Here is a 23,839-nt window from a genome sequence, read left to right as displayed (position 1 = left end):
GAACAGGGGCGGACGCGGCCCGGTGTGCCCTTCGGCCCGGGTGATAGAAATGCCGTCTGAGAACTGTCTGAACGACTGCCGTGAAACGACTCCGAGGCCAGCGCGTACCTCGGGACGTGGCTAAAAATCAGTGAGTCATAAGGGGGAACGCGCTGATGAGCCAGCCGCCCAACCAGCCGCCGCAGGGTGGCTTCGGAGCACCGCAGGACCCACCGCCGGGAGGCTTCGGGGCACCGACCCCGCCGCCCCCGCAGGGGCAGCCGCAGCCGGGGTACGGATACCCGCAGCAGCCGCCCGGCCAGCCGGGACCGTACGGGCAGCCGGGGCAGCCGGGTCCCTACGGCCAGCCCGGACCGTACAATTCCGGCCCGTACGGCCAGCCGCAGCAGCCCGGCCCGTACGGGCAGCCCGGGCAGCCCGGTCAGCCGGGGTACGGCTACCCGCAGGCGCAGTTCCCGGGCGCGCCCGGCACCCCGCCGCCCGGCGGCTCCGGCTCCCGCAACCCGTTCAAGGGCAAGCCGGCCCTGGCGGTCGGCGCCGCGGTCGCCGCCCTGCTCGTCATCGGCGGCGGCGTGTGGGCGGTCACCGCGGCCGGCGGTGACGACAAGGACAAGAAGCCCGTCGCCGGCAAGAGCGACGACCCCAAGCCCTCCGGCTCCGGTGGCGGCGCCCCGGTCAACCCCGGTGACGGCAGCGGCGACGGCGGCGAGGACCCCGAGAACCTCAACGAGGGCCGCCAGGCCGGCGAGTCCAAGGTGCTCTGGTACAAGGAGGCGCCCGACGCGCCCGGTTCCGGCGCCGACGCCGAGGGCATGTGGGTCACCGACAAGGCCGCGGTGAAGGCGGCGTACAAGCAGGTCTTCGCCTGGAACGTCGGCGACGGCAAGCCCAGCTGGGACCCGATCACCTTCCCCGAGAAGATCTGCGCGGTCACCCCGGAGAAGACGGCCGACGACAAGATCGTCGTCGCCTACATGAGCGGCTCCAGCGACCGCGCGAAGTGCAACAAGCTCCAGGAGATCGACCTCGCCACCGGCCAGAAGGGCTGGTCGGAGGAGGTCGGGGACGGCGAGCTGTTCGACTCCACGCTCTCCGTGGAGCTCACCGTCAGCGGCAGCACCCTGATGGTCGGCCGCTCCCAGTCCGGCACCGCCTACGACGTCACCAGCGGCAAGAAGCTGTACGACAAGAAGAAGTACGGCGACGCCTGCTTCCCCGCCGGTTTCGCGGGCAGCGCGAACAAGCTGGTCCAGGTCGCCTCCTGCGGCGCCGGCGGCAACAACGCGCACGACGAGCTCCAGGGTCTCGACCCGAAGACCGGCAAGGTCCTGTGGACCTACGCCTACGAGAAGGGCTGGCGGGTCGCCCGCGCCTACTCCGTCGACCCGCTGGTCGTCTACGCCACCAACGAGGACAAGAAGGTCTGGAACATCTCCACCTTCACCTCCGCCGGCAAGGTCCAGGAACAGGTCGGCGTGGACGAGGACTTCGCCCCCGAATGCGGCTGGGCGATCCTCGAACGCGACCTGCAGGGCTGCGCGGGCGTCGCCGTCGGCGGCGGCACCCTCTACCTGCCGACCGAGGCCACCAGCGGCGCCAACGAGATCGTCGCCATCAACCTCACCACCGGCAAGGAGAAGTGGCGGACCAAGTCCCCCGCGGACGAGTCGATGATGCCGATGAAGGTCGAGGGCGACCAGCTCATCGCGTACGTCCAGCCCTCGTACGACGCGGGCGGCCAGGTCGTGTCGATCCCGACCGGCGGCAGCGACCACAAGCCGGCCAAGCTGCTGCAGAACCCGCAGGCCGTGGCGGACATCGAGAACAGTTTCTACTCCAAGGACATCGACTGGGTCGACGGGCGGTTCTACATCTCCAGCACCCGCCTGACCGGGAACGACGAAGCGAAGGAGAAGTTGATGCTCGCCTTCGGCAAGTGACCTTCTTCCTCCGCGCGTTCCGTCCTCCGTCCCCGCTCCCCGAGGTAATCACGTCATGACCCAGCCGCCGCCCCCGCCGCCCAACCAGCCCCCGCAGGGCGGCGGCTTCGGCCCGCCGCAGAACCAGCCGCCGCAGCAGCCGCCCACCCCGCCCGCGGGCGGCGGACCGAACCTCGGCAAGGCGCCCGAGCCGGGATACGGCTACCCGCAGACACCCCCGGCCGCCCCGCCGTCCGGGCCCGTGCCGCAGCCCGGGTACGGGTACCCGCAGACACCGCCGCAGCCGCAGCCCGGGTACGGCTATCCGGGTCAGCCGGGCCAGCCGGGGCCGTACGGGCAGCCGACGCCCGCGTACGGGCAGCCGGGACTGCCGGGTCAGCCCGGGTACGGCTATCAGCAGCCGACCATGCCGATGCAGCCCCAGCCCGGAGGGCCGGGCGGCGGCGGGCGGAGGATCAACGCGCAGATGGCGATCATCGTGTCGGCCGTCGTCGCGATCGCGCTGATCGTCGGCGGCGGTGTCTGGTACGCCAAGTCCTCCGACGACGGGGGCAAGGACGACACCGCGAGCTCGGGCGGCAAGGGCGGCACCGACGAGAAGGGCGGCTCCGGCGGCAAGTCCTCCGGCGGTGAGGAGAAGGTGCCCTCGGACCCGGCGTCCAAGGTGCTCTTCCAGGTCCCCGCACCCGCCGTCCCCAAGGACACCTCGAGCATCCCCACCACCGGTTCCTGGCTCACCGACAAGGTGTACGCCAAGACCGGCATCGCGGAGATCGTCGGCTACGACCGGGACAAGGGCAGCAAGGCCTGGACGATCGACCTGCCCGGCCCGGTGTGCGAGGCCAGCCACCGGATCACCGAGGACAACAAGACGGCGATCATCTACAAGCCCGCCATGCCGACCAAGGCCGAGCCGCAGTCCTGCACGGAGATCGCCGTGCTCGACCTGGCGGCGGGCAAGACCGCCTGGACCAAGCCCGTCGAAGCGGGCGGACGGCCGATGTCCCTGGACAACGTGACCCTGAGCGGCGGCACCGTCGCCGTCGGCAGCACCGACGGCGGCATCGCCTGGGACATCGCCACCGGTGACGAGCTGTGGTCCCCCAAGCCCACCGACACCTGCTACGACGCCGGCTACGGCGGTGGCGAGAAGCTGGTCGCGGTGCGCAAGTGCGGTTCGTACGATGCCCGGCAGCTGAACATCCAGACCATCGACCCGAAGAGCGGGAAGGTGATCTCCGAGTACAAGATGGCCAAGGGCATCGAGTACGCCGCCGTCGTCTCCACCGAACCGCTCGTCGTGGCCGCCGACATCGGCGACTCCGCCGGGGACGGAAGCGGCATCTCGGACTTCTTCTCCATCGACAACAAGACCGGCAAGCTCCTGAACCGCATCTCCGCGCCGGGTGACGAGTTCGGCGCCAGCTGCGAGTCGATCACCGAGGTCGAGGACTGCCGCGGTCTGGCGGTCGGCAACAACCGGCTCTACATCGCGACCGAGGAGCACGAGAGCGGCGGCGAGTCCTACAGCCGCACCAACGAGGTCGTCGCCTTCGACCTGACCACCGGCAAGCAGACCGGCGAGCGCGCCGACGCCGGCGACGGCTACACCATCACCCCGCTGCGCATGGACGGCGGCAACGTGATCGCGTACAAGCGCCCTCCGTACGACAAGGGCGGCCAGGTCGTGAGCATCGACGGCGGGACGTTCAAGCAGACCACGCTGATGGAGAACCCGGCGACCGAGGCGGTGCGGAACGTGGAGGCCCGGATGTCGCCGGACTACTCCGAGATCCGGTACTCGCAGGGCCACCTGTACATGTCGCAGGTGTACGCGAGCGAGCCGAGCAGCGCGGACGACAAGGAGTACCTGGCGATCGCGTTCGGCACGAGCGGCTGAGACGCGCGGCGCCGTGGTCCGTGACGGCCCCGTCCCCTTGCTTGGGGGGCGGGGCCGTGCCGCGTGGCGTGCCGCATGGATTTCGGTGATACGGGGGCGGTTCTTGCCGGTAGGGGCAGCGCGAGGGGGCGCTAGCGTGTAGCTTCCGGGGGACCGGGGAGGGTGACTGGGGGGTTGCTCGATGGGTGTACGGCTCATGGTGGTCGACGATCACCGATTGCTCGCCGAGGCGCTGGCCTCGGCGTTGAAGCTGCGGGGGCATCGTGTGCTGGCCGCGGCCGCGCCGGCGGCGGGGGCCGCGGAGCTGGTGATCAGCCGGGCGCCGGAGGTGTGCCTGCTGGGGACGGCGGCACCGGCCGAGCCGGGAGTCTTCGACCCGGTGGTGCGGATCAAGCGGGAGCGCCCGCAGGTGGCCGTGCTGGTACTGGGGCCCGTGCCGAACCCTCGCGGGATCGCGGCGGCGTTCGCGGCGGGGGCGTCGGGGTACGTGCGGCACGACGAGCGGATAGAGGGCGTCGAGCGGGCCATCATGAAGGCACGGGCCGGGGAGGCGGCGGTGGCGCCGGCGCTGTTGCAGGGGGCGTTCGGCGAGCTGCTGAACCCGGCGGCCCAGCCCGACGACGAGGGGCAGCGGCTGCTGCAGATGCTCACGCCGAGGGAGGTGGAGGTGCTGGTGCGGGTCGCGGACGGGGAGGACACCCGGCTGATCGCGGCGGGGATGGGCATCGCGCCGTCCACGGCCCGGACGCATGTGCAGCGGGTGCTGATGAAGCTGGGCGTGGGGTCGAGGCTGGAGGCGGCGGCGTTGGCGGCTCGGACGGGGCTGCTGGACCGGGCGGTCGCCTCCGGCGGTTGAGCGGGGTGCCTGCGGCGGTGGTGCGGGTGGGATGCCTGCGGCGCCTGTGCGGGTTCGGTGGGGGTGCGGGCGGCGCGGTGCGTGGTGGTGTGGGTCGGGGCCGCGCCGGGGGATGTCCGTCGTCGGAACGGCGCGGAATCGGTCGGCTACGGGGGTGGGCGGCGTTGACGCGCCAACCGCTGCGGGCGGACGCCCCCCCCGACACGTCCCCTTCCCGCCGTACGCACCCCCCGCGCCCACACCCGCGCCGGGGGCCCGTGAACGCCGGTCAGGGACACGGCGTTCACGGGACCGGCGTCACTTCTCGGAGGTCTCCTCCAGTGGCGGAGTCGGCGGAGCCGCGGGCCGCAGTTTCAGCCACGCCAGGAAGAACAGCCCCAGCACCAGCATCCCCAGCCCGGTCCAGAGGTTGATGTTCACTCCCTGCGCCTTGTCGATCTCGTCGTTGGACGCCACGAAACCCGCGATCGTCACGATGACGCCGTAGACCACGAACAGTCCGCCGATGATCCGCCGGATGTCGAACAGCCGCGCGGCGGTGATGGACTTGGTCTCCAGCTCGGAGACCTCGTCCTGGACGTTCTTGTCGGAGTAGGAATCGGACATGCTCTCTCAATCCTCCCGCGATCAGAACGAGAACGGGATGTAGCAGGCGGCGGCCAGCACGACCGCACCCCAGCCCAGCAGCGCCGGCTTGCGGTACCACGCGTCGTCACCCTTGGCGGGCGCCTCGGACATGCCGGGGGAGACGGTGCCGTAGACGAGGCCCTGGAGTTCCGCGGCCGGCTTGGGCGCGGTGAACAGGGACACGGCGACCATGACCACCGCGCCGGCCACGAAGCCCGCGATCGCGGAGACGAAGTTGGCGCCCTGGTCGGACGGGATGTCGATGATGCCCTGCTTGTAGATGACGAAGTAGTTCACCATCGCGGCCGTGGTGCCCGCGATCAGGCCCCAGAAGCCGGACTTCATGGACGCCCGCTTCCAGAACATGCCGATGATGAAGACCACGAACATCGGCACGTTGAAGAAGGAGAAGAGCGTCTGGAGGTAGCTCATGATGTTCGAGAACGACGAGGCCAGGAACGCCGTGCCGATGGAGGCGAGGACGCCGATCACGGTGATCAGGCGGCCGAAGCGGACGTAGTAGTCGTCCTCCCGGCCCTTCACGACGTAACGCGCCCAGACGTCGTTGGTGAAGACCGTGTTGAAGGAGGAGATGTTCGCCGCCATGCCCGCCATGAACGCGGCCAGGAGACCGGTGACCGCGATGCCGAGGACACCGTTGGGCAGCAGTTGCTGCATCAGGTACGGGATCGCGTCGTTGTACTGGAGGTCCGAGCCGGGCGTGCCGATCTTCGGGACGAGGACCGCGGCGACCAGGCCGGGGATCATGACGACGAAGACGATGAAGATCTTCGGGAAGGCGGCGATGAGCGGGGTGCGCTGGGCCGCCGAGAGGTTCTTCGCGGACAGGGCGCGCTGCACCTCGGCGAAGTTCGTCGTCCAGTAGCCGAAGGAGAGGACGAAGCCGAGGCCGAGGACGATGGTGAGCCAGTTGGCGCCCAGCGGGTTGTCGCTGCCGATGCCCGTGCCGCCCCAGGCGGTCATGAAGTCGCCGCCGCGGGACTGGGTGAGGGAGTCGGACAGGCCGTCCCAGCCGCCGACCTTCTTCAGGCCCAGGATCGTGATCGGGATGAGACCGGCCAGGATCACGAAGAACTGGAGGACCTCGTTGTAGATCGCCGAGGACAGGCCGCCGAGCGTGATGTACGCCAGGACGAAGAAGCCGGCGACGACGATGGCCACCCACTGGGGCCAGCCCAGCAGTGCCTCGACGACGATCGCGAGGGCGTAGAGGTTCACGCCGGCGATCAGGATGGCCGCGACGGCGAACAGGATCGAACTCAGCAGGTGTGAGGACCTGTCGAAGCGCAGCAGCAGGAACTCCGGGACCGAGCGGACCTTGGAGCCGTAGTAGAACGGCATCATCACCAGGCCCAGGAAGACCATGGCCGGGATGGCGCCGATCCAGTACCAGTGGGTCGTGTAGACACCGTACTGGGCGCTGTTGGCGGCCATGCCGAGGATCTCGGTGGCGCCCAGGTTGGCCGCGACGAAGGCGAGGCCGGTGACCCAGGCGGGCAGCGAACGGCCGGACAGGAAGAAGTCCAGGCTGGTCTTGACCGACCGGCGGGCGGCGAAGCCGATGCCGAGCACGGCCACGAAGTAGATCCCGAGGATCGTGTAGTCGAGCCAGTTGGTGGGGAGTCGAAGCTCCGCGGCTAGGTATGTGGGGGTATGCATACGAACTCGCTTCGTTGCGCGAACTGATCCGCAGCGGAACCTACGCCTCCGCGTTCAGGAATTGAACAGTTTTGGTGGTGTTCTTTGTTTGATTGTGATGATCCGCATGGCTGGTGGGTTGTGAAGTGTTATGTTTGATTGTGTTGGATGATTGGGTGTGGGTACGGAGGAGTGCGGCTGTGAAGAAGACCTCGACCCGGCTGGCCGACGGTCGCGAGCTCGTCTACTACGACCTGCACGACGACGCGGTGCGCGACGCCGTGGACCGGCGCCCGCTGGAGCGGACCGTCACCACCTCCGAGGTCCGCCGCGACCCGCTGCTCGGCGACTCGGTCGCCATCGCCTCGCACCGCCAGGGCCGCACCTACCACCCGCCCGCCGACCAGTGCCCGCTGTGCCCGTCGCACGGGGAGCGGCTGAGCGAGATCCCGGACTCGTCGTACGACGTGGTGGTCTTCGAGAACCGCTTCCCCTCGCTGGCCGGCGACTCCGGCCGCTGCGAGGTCGTCTGCTTCACCTCCGACCACAACGCCTCCTTCGCCGATCTGAGCGAGGAGCAGGCCCGGCTCGTACTCGACGCCTGGACCGATCGCACCTCGGAGCTGTCGCACCTGGCCTCCGTGGAGCAGGTGTTCTGTTTCGAGAACCGCGGTGCCGAGATCGGGGTGACGCTGGGTCACCCGCACGGCCAGATCTACGCCTACCCCTTCACCACGCCCCGCACCGCGCAGATGCTCCGTTCGCTCGCCGCGCACAAGGACGCGACCGGCGGCGAGAACCTCTTCGACGCCGTGCTGGAGGAGGAGCTGGCCGGTGAGCGGGTCGTCCTGGAGGGCGAGCACTGGGCGGCCTTCGTGCCGTACTCCGCGCACTGGCCGTACGAGGTGCACCTCTACCCCAAGCGGCGGGTGCCCGACCTGCTCGGCCTCGACGAGGCGGCCCGCGCGGAGTTCCCCCGCGTCTATCTGGAACTCTTGAGGCGCTTCGACCGGATCTTCGGGGAGGCCGAGCCCCCCACGCCGTACATCGCGGCCTGGCACCAGGCCCCGTTCGGACAGCTGGAGGACTTCGAGGGGGTGGCGCGGGACGACTTCGCGCTCCACCTGGAACTTTTCACTATCCGCCGTACGTCCGGCAAGCTGAAGTTCCTCGCGGGCTCCGAGTCCGGCATGGACGTGTTCATCAACGACGTGCCCCCGGAGCGCGCGGCCGAGCGACTGCGAGAGGTAGCGAGTTCATGAGCGGGAAGTACCTGGTGACGGGCGGGGCCGGCTATGTCGGCAGCGTGGTCGCCCAGCATCTGCTGGAGGCGGGCCACGAGGTCGTCGTCCTCGACAACCTGTCGACGGGCTTCCGGGAGGGCGTGCCGTCGGGTGCCACCTTCATCGAGGGGGACATCCGCGACGCGGCCAAGTGGCTGGACGCGTCGTACGACGGCGTGCTGCACTTCGCCGCCTTCTCCCAGGTCGGCGAGTCCGTCGTGAAGCCCGAGAAGTACTGGGACAACAACGTCGGCGGCACCATGGCCCTGCTGGAGGCCATGCGTACGGCGGGAGTGCGGCGCCTCGTCTTCTCCTCCACGGCCGCCACCTACGGCGAGCCGGAGCAGGTGCCGATCGTGGAGGCCGCCCCGACCAGGCCGACGAACCCGTACGGCGCCTCGAAGCTCGCCGTCGACCACATGATCAGCGGTGAGGCGGCGGCCCACGGGCTGGGCGCGGTGTCGCTGCGCTACTTCAACGTCGCGGGCGCGTACGGCGAGTACGGCGAGCGTCACGACCCCGAGTCCCACCTGATCCCCCTGGTCCTCCAGGTGGCGCAGGGCCGCCGCGACGCCATCTCCGTCTTCGGCGACGACTACCCGACGCCGGACGGCACCTGCGTGCGCGACTACATCCACGTCGCCGACCTGGCCGAGGCGCACCTGCTGGCGGTCGCGGCCGCAGTCCCGGGCGAGCACCTCATCTGCAACCTGGGCAACGGCAACGGCTTCTCCGTCCGCGAGGTCGTCGAGACCGTCCGCCGCGTGACCGGCCACCCGATCCCCGAGGTCGTGGCACCGCGCCGGGGCGGCGACCCGGCGGTCCTGGTGGCGTCGGCGGACACCGCGAAGGAGAAGCTGGGCTGGAACCCGTCCCGCGCGGACCTCGCGGGCATCGTGGCGGACGCGTGGGAGTTCGCGCAGCGGCGCGCGGGCCAGGAATAGGGAAGAGCGAGGGGCAGGACATGGGCGAGGCTGTGGCGAAGGCCGTCGGCGAGCGGTTCCGGGAGCTGTACGGCGCGGAGCCGGAGGGGATCTGGGCCGCCCCCGGCCGCGTCAACCTCATCGGCGAGCACACCGACTACAACGACGGCTTCGTCATGCCCTTCGCCCTGCCGCACACCGCGGTCGCGGCCGTCTCCCGCCGGGACGACGGCATCCTGCGCCTGCACTCGGCGGACATCGGCGCCGGCCCCGTCGAGCTGCGCGTCGCCGACCTGACCCCCGAGTCGGACAAGGCCTGGACCGCGTACCCCTCGGGCGTGGTCTGGGCGCTGCGCGAGGCCGGCCACGAGCTGACCGGCGCCGACATCCACCTGGCCTCCACGGTCCCGTCCGGCGCGGGCCTGTCCTCCTCGGCGGCCCTGGAAGTCGTGGTCGCCCTGGCCCTGAACGACCTCTACTCCCTCGGCCTGCGCGGCTGGCAGCTGGCCCGCCTGTGCCAGCGTGCGGAGAACGTCTACGTCGGCGCCCCCGTCGGCATCATGGACCAGACCGCCTCCGCCTGCTGCGAAGCGGGCCACGCCCTCTTCCTCGACACCCGCGACCTCTCCCAGCGCCAGATCCCCTTCGACCTCGCGGCCGAGGGCATGCGCCTGCTCGTCGTGGACACGCAGGTCAAGCACTCCCACAGCGAGGGCGAGTACGGCAAGCGCCGCGCCGGCTGCGAGAAGGGCGCGGCGCTGCTGGGCGTGGACGCCCTGCGGGACGTCCCGTACGGCGAACTCGACGCGGCGCTGGAACGCCTGGCCGACGACGAGGAGGTCCGCCGCCTGGTCCGGCACGTCGTCACGGAGGACGAGCGCGTCGAGCGGGTGGTGGCGCTCCTGGAATCCGGCGACACCCGCGCCATCGGCCCCGTCCTCGTCGAGGGCCACACCTCGCTGCGCGACGACTTCCGCATCTCCTGCCCCGAACTCGACCTGGTCGTCGGCACGGCCCTCGCCTCCGGCGCCCTCGGCGCCCGCATGACCGGCGGCGGCTTCGGCGGCTCGGCGATCGTGCTGGCGGACGTGTCCGACGTGGACGCCATCACGAAGGCGGTGGAGGAGGCCTTCGCGGCAAGGGGCTTCACCGCCCCGCGGGTGTTCGAGGCGGTGCCTTCGGCGGGGGCGCGGCGGGTGGGGTGACGCCTCGGGGCGGTCCCGGCAAGGCGGTGCTGACGCGAACCCAACTACCCCCTCACCAGGCCCGGTCGATAGCGTTGCGTCACTCGTGAGAACCCTCGCCCCACCGGGAGCCATCCGTGAACCGCCGCCCCACCCTGCTCGCCGCTGCCGCGTTGACCGCCGTCGCGGCTCTGTCGCTGTCCGCCTGCGGGGGCGGTGAGGAGAGCTCCGAGGGCAGCGACAAGATCGCGGGGGCGGATACGGGTGGTGAAGCTTCGACCTCAGCTTCGCCGAGTGCGTCGGGTTCTGCCGAACGCCCGAAGATCACCCTGCCGCCGGACGTCAAGGACGTCTTCACGCCGGAGAAGACCGGTGACGCCGCGAAGGACGCGGTACTACGCGATAATGCGGAATTCGTGAAAGCCATGGACGCAGCCATCGTCGCCGGCGACCCCGAATTTCCGGCGCTCGAGTTCTACACCGAAGGGGAAGCGGCTGCGGCCGCGCACGACTGGGTCAAGGGGTACGTGGACGGCGGCCTGGCCATCACCGGCACTGTGCGTTACTACGACCGCAAGGTGGAGGTGAACTCCGAGAATTCCGCAGCGATCGGCTATTGCGCGGACGAGTCCAAGGCCTACGACAAAGTCATCAAGACTGGCGAGGTCAAAAGGACCGTCGCCTCCGAGAACAGCTATGTCGCCTACACCGGGCAACTGCGTCTCAACGATGACGGCGTCTGGGAGACCACGAAGCTCGTTGCGACTCGGGGAGCCTCGGCATGCCAGCGGTGACGCGGCCCCTGAGGCACGCGACGGTGGCGGCGACCGTCCTTCTGCTGACGCTGGGCATGCCCCCTGCCGCGATGGCAGACCGGACGGGCTCGGGGAACGGCGGAGAGTTCGGCGGCGGGACCGGGACGGACACGGGTGCCTCGGGCGGACGCGACGGTGACACCCTCAAGTCCGGTGTCAGCGGAACGATCGTGTTCGACCGCTCGAAGAACGGCGCCGGGGAGGCGACCGGAGCGGTCACGGCGTCGTCCACGTCCTGGACACCCCCAGCCTGCTACTACGCGCCGAAGTACACGCCCAAGGAGATCGAGGCGCAGATGCGCCAGGTCTGGGAAAGCAGCGCGCCCAGCCCGCAGTGGTCCCTGAAGACGCAGAATCACTTCGTCAACGGCAAGCCCTACAAGGACTTCAACAGGGACAAGGAGGGCGAGGGCTACTGGTGGGACGCGTACATCACCGAGGGGCGGGAAACGGACCCAGCCTCCCAGGAATGCGACGAGCTGCCCTTCTGGGTCGACGAGGGGGCCGCCCCGCCGGCCGATGTCCCGCAGGCCATCAACGTTGAGATGCTCGCCCAGCTCGCCTACGCCGAGATCCGCGTCCCTTCCACCGAGGTCGAACTCGCCCCCGCGGACACCACAAAGGTCAACCTTCCGACCTGGGCCTGGCTGGACACCGCCGAGTTCAAGCCGGTTTCCGTCACCGCGTCCGTGCCGCTCCTCGGCCTCAGCGCGACGACCACGGCCGAGCCCGTTTCCCTTGAGATCAGCCCGGGCACGGACGACGCCGTCACGTACCCCGCCTCCGGCCAGTGCGAGATCCGCGACGGTCGGATCGGTGAGCCCTACGCCAAGGGGAAGGCCGACGAGACCCCGCCCTGTGGAGTGAAGTACCTCCGTTCATCCGGCGACGGCTCTTACAAACTCCAAGCGACCGTCACCTGGAAGATCAGCTGGACGAGCACGACCGGTGAGGCCGGCGACCTTCCCGACGGTCAGTTCGGTGCCGACCAGGATGTCGTGGTCCAGGAGATCCAGGCCGTCAACCGCTGAACAAGGAACGGGGAATAATGAGCGACATATCCATCGATTCTGGTGTACTGAAGCGTGTGCGGACGAATATCGAGCACATCGGCGAAGTCATGGAGCGTCCCGGCAAGGAGATGGAAGAGGTCGACGGCGCCTCCATGGGCGTGAGCATGCTCGCCTCACGCATGAACGACTTCGGCGACGAGTGGTCGTACGGCATCAAGCAGATCAAGAAGTTCTCGGGTGCCGCGGTCAAAACGCTCGACAAGATGCAGCAGGCGTTCGAGGACCTCGACGACACGCTGGCCAAGGAGCTGCGGAAAGCACGGGAGCAGCAGGCGTGAGCGATCCGTTCTCCTGGTTGTCGCCTACGCAGACCTAGACCTCTCCCATGAAGGACCGGTTCCCGGCCCTGGAGTTCGTCCCCTGCCCCGGCGACCCGCAGACTTCGAAGCACGTCGCGAACATCGTGCAGCGCACGGCCAAGGCGCTGGACGAGATATCCGATGCGCTGCATGGCACCGACGAAGCCGACTGGAAGGGGCGCCATGCCAACGCGTTCCGGGAGCAGTTCGACGATACATCGCCCCGAACGAGCCCGGCCTGCTGGACAAGATCGGTGACACTCTTCTAGACATCGGCAAGACTCTCGGCAAGCTCGATGACATCGTCGCAGAAGCCGTCAGCGCGGCCGTTGCCGACGCGGTCAAGTGGCTCGAGGAACACGCTTGCACCATCGCTGCCCTCGGTGACGTCCTGGCGACTGTGAGCGCCGCACTGGGTGCGATCTCGCTCGTCATGCTCGGTCTCAGTGTGTTCTTCCCGCCCCTCGCCCTGGCATCCGTAACGGTGGGTACGGTGGCGGGCGGCTTCTCCGGCGGGGCGCTGGCGCTCCATGGGACGGCGCGGGCGGTTGGCGGTGACGCCGTGGTCTCCAACCGAACCCTCGCGCAGGATGCACTGGGTGCTCTCCCGTTCGGGCTCGCGTTCAAGGGGGGTGACTGCGGTCGTAGCCGGAAGCCGTGCCGCTGAGGCCTCCGCCAATTTCGGGCTGGTGGACACCGTCGCGTCCTTCATCGCAGATCCGACAGCACTGGGTTACTTCGCACCGCAGAACAACCGTCAGAAGGCCGAACTTGCCATGCCCGGAGGGGGCGGATTCCTCCTCGTGGGGTTCGAGAACGCCTGGAATGCCGGGAGAGAGAAGGATCGTGCCGCGCAACAAGAGAAGTGATGCCCCTCATGAAGGATGAACAGATCCTCGCCTACTTCGATGGGCGAGGCACCGCAGAGATCACGCTGAGAGGTCGAGAGGTATCGCAGAGCAACAGAATCGCGGCGGTGGCCTTCGAACTGGGTTACAAGCTTCACGAGACTGACATCGTCACTCGGGGGCAATGGCGGCTCACCTATCTGCGGGACGACTCCCCGGACGTCCGCCAACGCGCGCAGCGCACGATGGACCGTCTGCGGGCTGGTGGCCCCCTGTTCTCCCACATGTCGGCTCCGGCGGGGATGCCGCCCGTCCCCGGCAGGCAGATCGCTCCGATGGAGGCGGCTTCGGCGCGGCAGAACATGGCTGCGTATGAAACGCACGGCTCGCGGGGCCTGGTCGTCATAGCGATTCTTCTCAGCGCCGCCTTCCTGGTACTGGCGTGGGTGGCGCGCGAGACGATCGGCGGCGCGGTCGCCCTGCTGGCGACGGCAGCCCTTCTAGGCGTGGTGGCGGCCCTGACTCCGCGCTGGATGAGGAGTTGGTATGAGCGCAACCGCCGAAAGGTGACCCGCTTCGACCAGCAGCAGTCCCAGCGGTGGGGGCCGCCGCCTCCTGCTCCTCCCCCTCCGGTCAGCGGCAATGAGCGGGGCGGTCCTAGGGGGAACGGCTCGTGATCCGTGTCGACTTCTCCGTCCCGACGGACTTCGAGGACATCCCTGTCGGCACGGACTTCGAGACGGCATGGACCGAGCTGAACAGACGCTACGCCCGGCTGGCCGGGACGGAAGACCTCGACCAGGAGAAGCTCAGTCACCCGGCCCGGGCATTGCACCAGGTTTCGCGCTTCCTCAAGGAGGTCGGTGTCGTGTATGCGGCTGACTGCCTCCACATGTTCAAGGGCGAGCCATCACATGGCGGCGACGCGGCCACGGCGGCTCGCGGAGCTCTGCGGGGCGTTTTGGAGGCAAGAGGTGCGGCGCGGTCCGGCTCGGTCATAGAAGCTCGAGTGCTAGAACCGGCTCCACCTCCCGTACGGCAAGGCGGTCACCCTCGCCACGGAGCTCGGGACCTGGACCGTCGAGACGGCCGGGCTGCCCCGCTACAGCGCGAAGGACATGGGGCTGGAGTCCGAGTGACGACCGGACCCGGGCCCGTAGTCGCCGGCCCGCTCATCCCAACCGCTTCACCAGCGTGTACTCCGTGACCCCCGGCGGATAGTCCGGGATCACGCACACCACCTCGTACCCCTGCTTCCGGTAGAAGTCCGGTGCCTGGAAGTCCCAGGTCTCCACGCGGGCCGCCGCGCAGCGCCGTTCGTCGCGGGCCGTCCGTTCCGCCTCGGTGAGGAGGGCGGAGCCCAGGCCCGTGCCGCGGTGGGGGGTGTCGACCCACAGGTACGTGACGTGCAGCCAGGTCGCCCAGGTGTGGCCGACGAGGCCGCCGGCCAGGGTGCCGGACGACTGGTCGAGGGCCCAGACGTGCAGGGGGTGTTCGCGTTCGTGAGGGGTTCCGCGCAGGGAGCGCAGGACGGAGGAGGCCGTCGTGTTCGTCTCCCGGAGCCGGGTGCGCAGCAGATCGCGCCGTGTCCTGTCCACTTCTGTCACGAGACGAAACATGCGGCTCACCATAAACGCGTCGGGCTGTCAGTTCTGCAAATAACCTTCCGCTCCCGGCGCCCGCCCGTACTCTGATGAACAGCACCGGTGGGGGCCGGTGCCGTTCAGGGGGCGAGACAGCCGGGTACGGCGCCCGGGGCGGGGGTGGCGGTGACCGCACGGCGGCGGCCGTGCGACTGCGGCGACCCGTCCCGGTGTCGTTCTCCCCGTTCCGTGGCTGGACAGACGATGGGTGCCCCTGCTCCGTCAGGAGCCTGGGGGAGGGGGTTTCGTGGTTCGTATCCGTGTCCTGGTCGTCGACGACCATCGCATCTTCGCCGAGTCGCTCGCCGCCGCGCTGGCGGCCGAGCCGGACGTGGAGGTCTCCGCGGCCGGCAGCGGCCCGGCCGCGCTGCGCTGCCTGGAGCGGGCCGCGTCCGAGGGGCGGCGGTACGACGTGCTGCTCGTCGACGCCGACCTGGGCGGACACGTGCCCGGCGCGCGGCCCGCCGTGCCGGTGCGGGAGGGCAACGAGGACGGGCTGGTCGACGGGATCTCACTGGTCGCCGGGGTGCGGTCGGGGCAGCCGGGCGTGCGGACCGTCGTCCTCGCCGAGAAGGACGATCCCCGGCGGGCGGCCCTCGCGCTGGGGGCCGGGGCATCGGGGTGGGTGGCGAAGGACTGCTCGCTGTCGCGGCTGCTCAGTGTGATCCGGGGTGTGCTGCGGGACGAGACGCATCTGCCGCCCGCGCTGCTCACCGGCGTCCTGCGCGAGCTGACCGCCGCCCGCAAGCACCGCACCGAGAGCGAGCGGCTGGTGGAGTCGCTGACCCCGCGGGAGCGGGAGGTGCTGCGCTGCATGGTCGCCGGGCTCGGGCGCAAGGCGGTCGCGGAGCGTCTGTACCTGTCCCCGCACACCGTGCGGACACACATGCAGAACGTGCTGGGGAAGCTGGGCGTGCACTCGACCCTCGCGGCCGTGGCGCTGGCCCGGCGGGCCGGGGTGGGGCCGGTCGACCTAGCCGGGGATGTTGTCGAACGGGGCGGTCAGCTGGCGTAGCAGGCCCGCCAGTTCGCCGCGCTGGGCGCGGGAGAGCTCGGCCAGGATCGCGCGCTCCTGTGCCAGCAGGCCCGCCAGGGACTGGTCGGCGCGGTCGCGGCCCTCGTCCGTGAGCCGGACCAGCACGCCGCGCCGGTCGCTGGGGTCGGGCAGGCGCTCCACCAGGCCCTTCTTGGCGAGGCGGTCGATGCGGTTGGTCATCGTGCCCGAGGTGACCAGGGTCTGGGTGAGAAGCTGGCCCGGGGAGAGCTGGTACGGGGTGCCCGCGCGGCGCAGTGCCGTCAGGACGTCGAACTCCCACGGCTCGAGATTGTGTTCGGAGAAGGCGAGGCGGCGGGCGCGGTCCAGGTGCCGGGCGAGCCTGCTGACCCGGCTCAGTACCTCGAGCGGTTCCACGTCGAGGTCCGGGCGCTCCCGGCGCCACGCTGCGACCAGTCGATCGACCTCGTCCTCCATGACGATCAGTGTAGTGGTTGTGTCGACGTGAAGTCTCTTGATGTCAATTGTCTTGACGTCAAGATAATAATGGGGTGACGCTGGGTACCCGACCCGGACCGTCGGCCTCTGGAGGCCCCATGCTCGCCACCACCCCCACCTGGGACCCCGCCCAGTACCTGCGCCACGCCGGACCCCGCGCCCGCCCCTTCGCCGACCTCCTCGCCCGCGTCCCCGATCTGCCCGGGGACCGACCCCGCATCGCCGACCTCGGCTGCGGCCCCGGCCACGTCACCACCCTGCTCGCCGACCGCTGGCCCACCGCCCGCGTCACCGGCTACGACAACTCCGCCGAGATGCTGGAACGCGCCCGGCAGCACGCCGGGGACACCCCCGACGGCGGCCACCTCGACTTCGCGCCCGCCGACGCCCGCACCTGGACCCCCGCCGAACCCCACGACCTCGTCATCAGCAACGCCACCCTCCAGTGGGTCCCCGGCCACACGGAACGTTTCCCCGACTGGATCGCGGGCCTCGCCCCCGGCGGCGTCCTCGCCTTCCAGGTCCCCGGCAACTTCGCCGCCCCCAGTCACCGTCTGATGCGCGAACTCGCGCACTCCCCGCGCTGGCGCCACCGCCTCGCCGGCACCCTCCGCCACGACGACGCCGTCCTCACCCCCGAGGCCTACCTCGCCCACCTGACCGCCGCCGGCTGCACCGCCGACGTGTGGGAGACGACGTACGTACACCTGCTGCCCGGCGAGGACGCCGTACTGGACTGGGTGAAAGGGACGGGACTGCGGCCCGTGATCACCGCCCTCGACGACGACCCCGAGGCCCGCGACGCGTTCGTCGAGGAGTACCGCACCGTCCTGCGCGCCGCCTACCCGCCGGGGCCGCACGGCACCGCCTTCCCCTTCCGCCGGATCTTCGCCGTCGCCCGGAAGCCGGCCGACCGGTGATCACCGGCCTCGACCACGTACAGCTCGCCGCGCCACCCGGTGCCGAGGAGGCGCTGCGCGCCTTCTACGCCGGTGTCCTGGGCCTGACCGAGGTGCCCAAGCCGCCCGCGCTCGCCGCCCGAGGCGGCTGCTGGTTCCGGGCGGGAACGGTCCAGCTCCACCTGGGCGTCGAGACGACCGGCTTCCGGCCCGCCCGCAAGGCCCACCCCGGCCTGCGCGTCGCCGGGATCGACGCGTACGCCGCCCGGCTGGAGGCCCGGGGCACGCCCGTTACCTGGGACGACGACCTGCCCGGCCACCGGCGCTTCTACTGCGCGGACCCCGTCGGCAACCGCCTGGAGTTCCTGGAGCCGGACCCACCGGAGCGGCCGTGACCCCGGCCGGCGGCGCTCACGCCACCCCCGCCGCGACCAGCGCGTCGATCTCCTCCCCGGACAGGCCCAGCTCGCCGAGGACGGCGCGGGTGTGCTCGCCCAGCGCCGGGACCGCCTCCATGCGGGGCGCCGCCCCCTTCGGGCCCGGCGGCGCGAACGCCGGCACCGGACCGGCCGGCGTGGGCACCTCGTGCCGGCGCCCCCGCGCGGCCAGCTGCGGGTGGTCCCACACCTCGGCGAGCGTGTTCACCCGCGCGTTCGCCACCGGCACCGCGCCGAGCAGCTCGATCGCCTCCGCGCCGGTCAGCTCCGCGAACCGGGCCGCGATCACCTCGCCCAGTTCCTCGCGGTGCGCGTTGCGGTCCGCGTTGGTGGCGTAGTGGGGGTGCGCCGCCAGCTCCGGGCGGCCCAGGAACCGCGTACAGAAACCCTGCCACTCGCGCTCGTTCTGGATCGCCATCATGACGACCTTCCCGTCACCCGCCGTGAAGGGGCCGTACGGGTGGATCGTCGCGTGCGCGGCACCGGCCCGCGGCGGCGGCTCGGCGCCGTCGAAGGCGTAGTACAGCGGGAAGCCCATCCACTCCACGGTGGCCTCCAGCATCGACACGTCCAGATGCGTGCCCCGGCCTGTGCGCCCGCGCTCCAGCAGCGCCGCGAGGATCGAGCTGTACGCGTACATCCCGGCGGCGACGTCCGAGACCGAGACGCCCACCTTGGCCATCTCCTCCGGGGTGCCCGTCACCGACAGCAGCCCCGACTCGGCCTGCACCATCAGGTCGTACGCCTTGCGGCCCTCGTACGGGCCCGGGGAGCCGTAACCGGAGATGTCGCACACGATCAGCGAAGGGTGCCGCTCCCGCAGTTCCCCGGCCCCGAGCCCCGCCCGGGCCGCCGCGCCCGGCGCCAGGTTCTGCAGGAACACGTCGGCGCCCGCGATCAGGCGGCGCAGCACCGCCATGCCCCGCGGGTCCTTGATGTCGAGGGTCACGGACTCCTTGTTGCGGTTCACCCACACGAAGTGCGAGCTCAAGCCCTTCACCCGGGTGTCGTAGGCGCGGGCGAAGTCACCCGTCCCCGGACGCTCCACCTTGATCACCCGCGCGCCGAGATCGGCGAGCTGACGGCTGGCGTAGGGGGCGGCGACCGCCTGTTCGAGTGAGACGACGGTGATTCCGCGCAGCGGCTGCATGGGCTCCGGCTCCCGTACGGTCCTAGTTCTTCCGGTGCCCTATCAGGCGCGGCTTCGGCTCCAGGCCGTCCAGCCCGTGCCACGCCAGGTTCACCAGGTGCGCCGCCACCTCCGCCTTCTTGGGCTTGCGCACGTCCAGCCACCACTGCCCGGTCAGCGCCACCATGCCGACCAGTGCCTGCGCGTACAGCGGGGCCAGCTTGGCGTCGAAACCGCGGCTCTTGAACTCGCGGCCCAGGATGTCCTCCACCTGGGTGGCGATGTCCGAGATGAGGGAGGCGAAGGAACCCGTCGACTGGGGGATGGGGGAGTCGCGGACCAGGATGCGGAAGCCGTCCGTGTACTCCTCGATGTAGTCCAGGAGGGCGAAGGCCGCCTGCTCGCACAGCTCACGCGGATGGCCCGCGGTCAGGGAACTGGTCACCATGTCCAGCAGCCGCCGCATCTCACGGTCCACCACCACCGCGTACAGCCCCTCCTTGCCGCCGAAGTGCTCGTACACCACCGGCTTGGAGACCCCGGCCTTCGCCGCGATCTCCTCCACCGACGTGCCCTCGAAGCCCTTCGCCGCGAAGAGGGTGCGACCGATCTCCAGCAGCTGCTGGCGGCGCTCGGCACCGGTCATCCGGGTGCGACGCGCACGCCGCGGCTTCTCGTTGCTCGGGGTGCTGCTGGAGTCGGTCGCCACAGCGACCATCATGCCGTCTCGACGGTTTCCTTCCGGCGCCGGGAGGAACCTTGGTCCGTGTTGCGGCGGGAATCGATACGCGAGCGTGACGGCCACCGCACGTCGTACGCCCACCCCAGCTGCTCGAACCAGCGGATCAGCCGCGCCGACGAGTCCAACTGGCCGCGCATCACACCGTGCCGCGCCGACGTCGGGTCGGCGTGGTGCAGGTTGTGCCAGGACTCACCGCAGGACAGGACCGCCAGCCACCACACGTTGCCCGAACGGTCCCGCGACTTGAACGGACGCTTGCCGACCGCGTGGCAGATCGAGTTGATCGACCACGTCACGTGGTGCAGCAGAGCCACCCGGACGAGTGAACCCCAGAAGAAGCCGGTGAACGCGCCCCACCACGACATCGTGACCAGGCCGCCGATCAGGGCCGGGAGGGCCAGCGACACCACCGTCCACAGGATGAACTGCCGGGAGATCGCACGCAGCGCGGGGTCCTTGATCAGATCCGGTGCGTACTTGTCCTGCGGCGTCTGCTCCTCGTCGAACATCCACGCGATGTGCGCCCACCACAGGCCCTTGATCAGCGCCGGCACCGTCTCGCCGTACCGCCACGGCGAATGCGGGTCGCCCTCGTCGTCGGAGAACTTGTGGTGCTTGCGGTGGTCCGCCACCCAGCGCACCAGCGGCCCCTCCACGGCCATCGAACCGGCGATCGCCAACGCGATCTTCAGCGGACGTTTCGCCTTGAACGAACCGTGGGTGAAGTGACGGTGGAAGCCGATGGTGATGCCGTGGCAGCCCAGGAAGTAGAAGAAGACCAGCAGCCCCAGGTCCAGCCAGCTCACCCCCCATCCCCACGCCAGCGGCACCGCCGCCACCAGCGCCAGGAACGGAACGGTGATGAACAACAACAGCGTGATCTGCTCGATGGACCGCTTCTGCTCACCCCCCAGCGTCGCGGAAGAGGCGGAGCCGCCGCCGGGCGGCTCAGGGGGCTTCGGAGCGTCTGCGATCACATCGGAACTCGAGGTCATGCGCGTCCCCTGTGGGGTCGAGGGTGGTGTCCGGTGCCGGGCTGCGGGAACCATGCACACTTTCCTACGGTTCCGTAACCTACGGCGACGTAAGTATGGCAGTGCGTCGCCCCGCGGCAAGAGCCCGAGAACCTGCGCGTCCTGGCCGACACCTATCCTGGGAGTCGGTCGGACAGCGCGGTCCGCTCGGAATACTTCCCGGACGTCCGGCCCCGTAAGCGGCGCCCGCCGCGCGAGACGCCGTCCGGGTTCCCTCCCAGACGAGCTTCAACACTGCAAGGAGCCGCACCTGTGAGCAGTGCCGACGACCAGACCACCACGACGACCAGCAGCGAGCTGCGTGCCGACATCCGCCGGCTGGGTGACCTCCTCGGAGAGACCCTCGTGCGGCAGGAAGGCCCCGAGCTGCTGGACCTCGTCGAGAAGGTCCGCCGACTCACCCGAGAGGACGGCGAGGCCGCCGCCGAGCTGCTGCGCGGCACCGAACTGGAGACCGCCGCCAAGCTGGTGCGCGCCTTCTCCACCTACTTCCACCTCGCCAACGTCACCGAGCAGGTCCACCGCGGCCGCGAACTCGGCGCCAAGCGCGCCGCCGAAGGCGGGCTCCTCGCCCGGACGGCCGACCGCCTCAAGGACGCCGACCCCGAGCACCTGCGCGACACCGTCCGCAACCTCAACGTGCGCCCCGTCTTCACCGCACACCCCACCGAGGCCGCCCGCCGCTCCGTCCTCAACAAGCTGCGCCGCATCGCCGCCCTCCTCGACACCCCGGTCAACGAGTCCGACCGCCGCCGCCTCGACACCCGCCTCGCCGAGAACATCGACCTGGTGTGGCAGACCGACGAGCTGCGCGTGGTCCGCCCGGAGCCCGCCGACGAGGCCCGCAACGCCATCTACTACCTCGACGAGCTGCACGCGGGCGCCGTCGGCGACGTCCTGGAGGACCTGACCGCCGAACTGGAACGCGCCGGCGTCGAGCTCCCCGACGACACCCGCCCGCTCACCTTCGGCACCTGGATCGGCGGCGACCGCGACGGCAACCCCAACGTCACCCCCGAGGTCACCTGGGACGTCCTCATCCTCCAGCACGAGCACGGCATCAACGACGCCCTGGAGATGATCGACGAGCTGCGCGGCTTCCTGTCCAACTCCATCCGGTACGCGGGTGCCACGGAGGAACTGCTGGCCTCGCTCCAGGCAGACCTGGAACTGCTCCCCGAGATCAGCCCGCGCTACAAGCGGCTCAACGCCGAGGAGCCCTACCGGCTCAAGGCCACCTGCATCCGGCAGAAGCTGGAGAACACCAAGCAGCGCCTCGCCAAGGGCACCCCCCACGAGGCCGGCCGCGACTACCTCGGCACCGCACAGCTCCTGGACGACCTGCGGCTCGTCCAGACCTCCCTGCGCGAACACCGCGGCGGACTCTTCGCCGACGGCCGCCTCGCCCGCACCATCCGCACGCTCGCCGCCTTCGGCCTCCAGCTCGCCACCATGGACGTCCGCGAACACGCCGACGCCCACCACCACGCCCTCGGCCAGCTCTTCGACCGGCTCGGCGAGGAATCCTGGCGCTACGCCGACATGCCCCGCGAGTACCGCGCCAAGCTCCTCGCCAAGGAGCTGCGGTCCCGGCGCCCGCTGGCGCCCAGCCCGGCACCCGTCGACGCCGCCGGCGAGAAGACCCTCGGCGTCTTCCAGACCGTCAAGCGCGCCCTGGAGGTCTTCGGCCCCGAGGTCATCGAGTCCTACATCATCTCCATGTGCCAGGGCGCCGACGACGTCTTCGCCGCGGCCGTACTCGCCCGCGAGGCCGGACTCATCGACCTGCACGCCGGCTGGGCCAAGATCGGCATCGTGCCGCTCCTGGAGACCACCGACGAGCTCAAGGCCGCCGACACCATCCTCGAGGACCTCCTCGCCGACCCCTCCTACCGGCGCCTGGTCGCCCTGCGCGGAGACGTCCAGGAGGTCATGCTCGGCTACTCCGACTCCTCCAAGTTCGGCGGCATCACCACCAGCCAGTGGGAGATCCACCGCGCCCAGCGCCGCCTGCGCGACGTCGCCCACCGCTACGGCGTACGCCTGCGCCTCTTCCACGGCCGCGGCGGCACCGTCGGCCGCGGCGGCGGCCCCACCCACGACGCCATCCTCGCCCAGCCCTGGGGCACCCTCGAAGGCGAGATCAAGGTCACCGAGCAGGGCGAGGTCATCTCCGACAAGTACCTCATCCCCTCGCTGGCCAGGGAGAACCTGGAACTGACCGTCGCGGCCACCCTCCAGGCCTCCGCCCTGCACACCGCACCCCGCCAGTCCGACGAGGCCCTCGCCCGCTGGGACGCCGCCATGGACGTCGTCTCCGACGCCGCCCACACGGCCTACCGCAAGCTGGTCGAGGACCCCGACCTGCCGACGTACTTCCTGGCCTCCACGCCGGTCGACCAGCTCGCCGACCTGCACCTGGGCTCGCGGCCCTCCCGCCGCCCCGGCTCGGGCGTGTCGCTCGACGGACTGCGCGCCATCCCGTGGGTGTTCGGCTGGACCCAGTCACGGCAGATCGTCCCCGGCTGGTACGGAGTCGGCTCCGGCCTCAAGGCCCTGCGCGAGGCCGGCCTGGACACCGTCCTGGACGAGATGCACCAGCAGTGGCACTTCTTCCGCAACTTCATCTCCAACGTCGAGATGACCCTCGCCAAGACCGACCTGCGCATCGCCCAGCACTACGTCGACACCCTCGTCCCGGACGAGCTCAAGCACGTCTTCGACCGGATCAAGGCCGAACACGAGCTCACCGTCGCCGAGGTGCTGCGCGTCACCGGCGAGAAGGAACTGCTCGACGCCGACCCCGTCCTCAAGCAGACCTTCACCATCCGCGACGCCTACCTCGACCCGATCTCCTACCTCCAGGTCGCGCTCCTCGGCCGCCAGCGCGAGGCCGCCGCCGCGGGCGAGACCCCCGACCCCCTGCTCGCCCGAGCCCTCCTCCTCACCGTCAACGGAGTCGCCGCCGGCCTGCGCAACACCGGCTGACGGCCCCCGCGGCCGGAAACGACGGGCGCCCCGGACTCACCAGAGCCCGGGGCACCGTCATGCCGTAC

The 23,839-nt window shown here is 70.3% G+C and carries 24 protein-coding genes; 16 read left to right on the top strand and 8 right to left on the bottom strand.

The window, feature by feature from the left end:
• Window positions 1-155: 155 nt before the first annotated feature.
• The 3 genes from ACFW47_RS12500 (at window position 156) to ACFW47_RS12490 (ending at window position 4,696) form a co-directional block, all read left to right on the top strand.
• A complete protein-coding gene (locus ACFW47_RS12500) occupies window positions 156-1,940 on the top strand; it encodes a PQQ-binding-like beta-propeller repeat protein (protein ID WP_386305751.1) in 1,785 nt (594 codons plus the stop codon).
• A gap of 55 nt (window positions 1,941-1,995) precedes the next feature.
• A complete protein-coding gene (locus tag ACFW47_RS12495) occupies window positions 1,996-3,840 on the top strand; it encodes a PQQ-binding-like beta-propeller repeat protein (RefSeq protein ID WP_386305749.1) in 1,845 nt (614 codons plus the stop codon).
• 181 nt (window positions 3,841-4,021) lie between these two features.
• Window positions 4,022-4,696, top strand: a complete 675-nt coding sequence (locus ACFW47_RS12490) for a LuxR C-terminal-related transcriptional regulator (RefSeq protein ID WP_386281069.1) — start codon at window positions 4,022-4,024, stop codon at window positions 4,694-4,696.
• Window positions 4,697-4,993: 297 nt separating this feature from the next.
• On the opposite strand, the gene ACFW47_RS12485 is transcribed toward ACFW47_RS12490, so the two are convergent.
• Both ACFW47_RS12485 and ACFW47_RS12480 read right to left on the bottom strand, forming a co-directional pair.
• Window positions 4,994-5,302: a hypothetical protein gene (locus ACFW47_RS12485; protein WP_386305747.1), complete on the bottom strand. Its 309-nt coding sequence runs from the start codon at window positions 5,300-5,302 to the stop codon at window positions 4,994-4,996.
• A 21-nt stretch (window positions 5,303-5,323) separates the two neighbouring features.
• Window positions 5,324-7,003, bottom strand: coding sequence for a sodium:solute symporter family protein (locus tag ACFW47_RS12480; RefSeq protein WP_386305746.1), 1,680 nt, complete (start codon window positions 7,001-7,003; stop codon window positions 5,324-5,326).
• Window positions 7,004-7,182: 179 nt separating this feature from the next.
• Here ACFW47_RS12480 and galT point away from each other — a divergent pair, with 179 nt between their 5' ends.
• The 7 genes from galT to ACFW47_RS12445 all read left to right on the top strand — a co-directional run bounded on the left by galT (window position 7,183) and on the right by ACFW47_RS12445 (window position 12,828).
• Complete coding sequence (galT, locus tag ACFW47_RS12475; protein WP_386281076.1) at window positions 7,183-8,244, top strand: galactose-1-phosphate uridylyltransferase; 1,062 nt, start codon at window positions 7,183-7,185, stop codon at window positions 8,242-8,244.
• Window positions 8,241-9,209, top strand: coding sequence for a UDP-glucose 4-epimerase GalE (gene galE / locus ACFW47_RS12470; protein WP_386281079.1), 969 nt, complete (start codon window positions 8,241-8,243; stop codon window positions 9,207-9,209). The genes galT and galE overlap by 4 nt, the downstream gene beginning before the upstream one ends.
• Before the next feature lie 20 nt (window positions 9,210-9,229).
• Window positions 9,230-10,393, top strand: coding sequence for a galactokinase (gene galK / locus ACFW47_RS12465; protein WP_386305744.1), 1,164 nt, complete (start codon window positions 9,230-9,232; stop codon window positions 10,391-10,393).
• A gap of 116 nt (window positions 10,394-10,509) precedes the next feature.
• Window positions 10,510-11,166 (top strand): hypothetical protein, encoded by a 657-nt coding sequence (locus ACFW47_RS12460; protein ID WP_386305743.1) that lies wholly within the window; start codon window positions 10,510-10,512, stop codon window positions 11,164-11,166.
• On the top strand, window positions 11,154-12,218 hold the full coding sequence (locus ACFW47_RS12455) for a hypothetical protein (protein WP_386305741.1): 1,065 nt from the start codon (window positions 11,154-11,156) through the stop codon (window positions 12,216-12,218). Before ACFW47_RS12460 ends, ACFW47_RS12455 begins: the two co-directional genes overlap by 13 nt.
• 17 nt (window positions 12,219-12,235) lie before the next feature.
• A complete protein-coding gene (locus ACFW47_RS12450; RefSeq protein WP_386305739.1) occupies window positions 12,236-12,538 on the top strand; it encodes a hypothetical protein in 303 nt (100 codons plus the stop codon).
• A gap of 47 nt (window positions 12,539-12,585) precedes the next feature.
• Entirely contained in the window at window positions 12,586-12,828 is a 243-nt protein-coding gene (locus ACFW47_RS12445) for a putative T7SS-secreted protein (protein WP_386305738.1), read from the top strand.
• Here the strand turns inward: ACFW47_RS12445 and ACFW47_RS12440 are convergent.
• Complete coding sequence (locus ACFW47_RS12440) at window positions 12,825-13,256, bottom strand: hypothetical protein (RefSeq protein WP_386305736.1); 432 nt, start codon at window positions 13,254-13,256, stop codon at window positions 12,825-12,827. The genes ACFW47_RS12445 and ACFW47_RS12440 overlap by 4 nt on opposite strands.
• On the opposite strand from ACFW47_RS12440, the gene ACFW47_RS12435 reads away from it, so the two are divergent.
• Both ACFW47_RS12435 and ACFW47_RS12430 read left to right on the top strand, forming a co-directional pair.
• On the top strand, window positions 13,249-13,428 hold the full coding sequence (locus ACFW47_RS12435) for a hypothetical protein (protein ID WP_382714607.1): 180 nt from the start codon (window positions 13,249-13,251) through the stop codon (window positions 13,426-13,428). The two genes, ACFW47_RS12440 and ACFW47_RS12435, sit on opposite strands and share 8 nt — an antisense overlap.
• Window positions 13,429-13,436: 8 nt before the next feature.
• The gene (locus ACFW47_RS12430) at window positions 13,437-14,084 is read left to right on the top strand and encodes a hypothetical protein (protein ID WP_386305734.1); all 648 of its coding nucleotides are present in this window, start codon (window positions 13,437-13,439) and stop codon (window positions 14,082-14,084) included.
• A 495-nt stretch (window positions 14,085-14,579) separates the two neighbouring features.
• Here ACFW47_RS12430 and ACFW47_RS12425 read toward each other — a convergent pair whose 3' ends face one another.
• Window positions 14,580-15,038, bottom strand: coding sequence for a GNAT family N-acetyltransferase (locus ACFW47_RS12425; protein WP_386281103.1), 459 nt, complete (start codon window positions 15,036-15,038; stop codon window positions 14,580-14,582).
• 259 nt (window positions 15,039-15,297) lie between these two features.
• Between ACFW47_RS12425 and ACFW47_RS12420 the strand changes: the two genes are divergently transcribed.
• Window positions 15,298-16,065 (top strand): LuxR C-terminal-related transcriptional regulator, encoded by a 768-nt coding sequence (locus tag ACFW47_RS12420; RefSeq protein ID WP_386281105.1) that lies wholly within the window; start codon window positions 15,298-15,300, stop codon window positions 16,063-16,065.
• Here the strand turns inward: ACFW47_RS12420 and tamR are convergent.
• Entirely contained in the window at window positions 16,024-16,521 is a 498-nt protein-coding gene (gene tamR / locus ACFW47_RS12415) for a MarR family transcriptional regulator TamR (RefSeq protein ID WP_361212189.1), read from the bottom strand. The genes ACFW47_RS12420 and tamR overlap by 42 nt on opposite strands.
• 119 nt (window positions 16,522-16,640) lie before the next feature.
• Here tamR and ACFW47_RS12410 point away from each other — a divergent pair, with 119 nt between their 5' ends.
• Together ACFW47_RS12410 and ACFW47_RS12405 are read left to right on the top strand one after the other, a co-directional pair.
• Window positions 16,641-17,462, top strand: coding sequence for a trans-aconitate 2-methyltransferase (locus tag ACFW47_RS12410; RefSeq protein WP_386305732.1), 822 nt, complete (start codon window positions 16,641-16,643; stop codon window positions 17,460-17,462).
• Window positions 17,459-17,836, top strand: coding sequence for a VOC family protein (locus ACFW47_RS12405; protein WP_386281110.1), 378 nt, complete (start codon window positions 17,459-17,461; stop codon window positions 17,834-17,836). Before ACFW47_RS12410 ends, ACFW47_RS12405 begins: the two co-directional genes overlap by 4 nt.
• Before the next feature lie 16 nt (window positions 17,837-17,852).
• On the opposite strand, the gene ACFW47_RS12400 is transcribed toward ACFW47_RS12405, so the two are convergent.
• Genes ACFW47_RS12400 through ACFW47_RS12390 form a run of 3 tightly spaced genes read right to left on the bottom strand, consistent with a single transcriptional unit; the run spans window position 17,853 to window position 20,744 of the window.
• Entirely contained in the window at window positions 17,853-19,028 is a 1,176-nt protein-coding gene (locus ACFW47_RS12400; RefSeq protein WP_386281112.1) for a CaiB/BaiF CoA transferase family protein, read from the bottom strand.
• Window positions 19,029-19,050: 22 nt separating this feature from the next.
• A complete protein-coding gene (locus ACFW47_RS12395) occupies window positions 19,051-19,728 on the bottom strand; it encodes a TetR/AcrR family transcriptional regulator (RefSeq protein ID WP_073729285.1) in 678 nt (225 codons plus the stop codon).
• Window positions 19,725-20,744, bottom strand: a complete 1,020-nt coding sequence (locus tag ACFW47_RS12390) for an acyl-CoA desaturase (protein ID WP_386281115.1) — start codon at window positions 20,742-20,744, stop codon at window positions 19,725-19,727. Before ACFW47_RS12390 ends, ACFW47_RS12395 begins: the two co-directional genes overlap by 4 nt.
• A 291-nt stretch (window positions 20,745-21,035) precedes the next feature.
• Between ACFW47_RS12390 and ppc the strand changes: the two genes are divergently transcribed.
• The gene (gene ppc / locus ACFW47_RS12385) at window positions 21,036-23,771 is read left to right on the top strand and encodes a phosphoenolpyruvate carboxylase (protein ID WP_386305730.1); all 2,736 of its coding nucleotides are present in this window, start codon (window positions 21,036-21,038) and stop codon (window positions 23,769-23,771) included.
• Window positions 23,772-23,839 lie beyond the last annotated feature (68 nt).

Source organism: Streptomyces sp. NPDC058796 (genome assembly GCF_042745235.1).
In the GTDB taxonomy this organism is placed as follows: domain Bacteria; phylum Actinomycetota; class Actinomycetes; order Streptomycetales; family Streptomycetaceae; genus Streptomyces.
The sequence above is the reverse complement of the archived record's forward strand: the minus strand, read 5'-3'. Positions and strand labels throughout refer to the sequence as shown.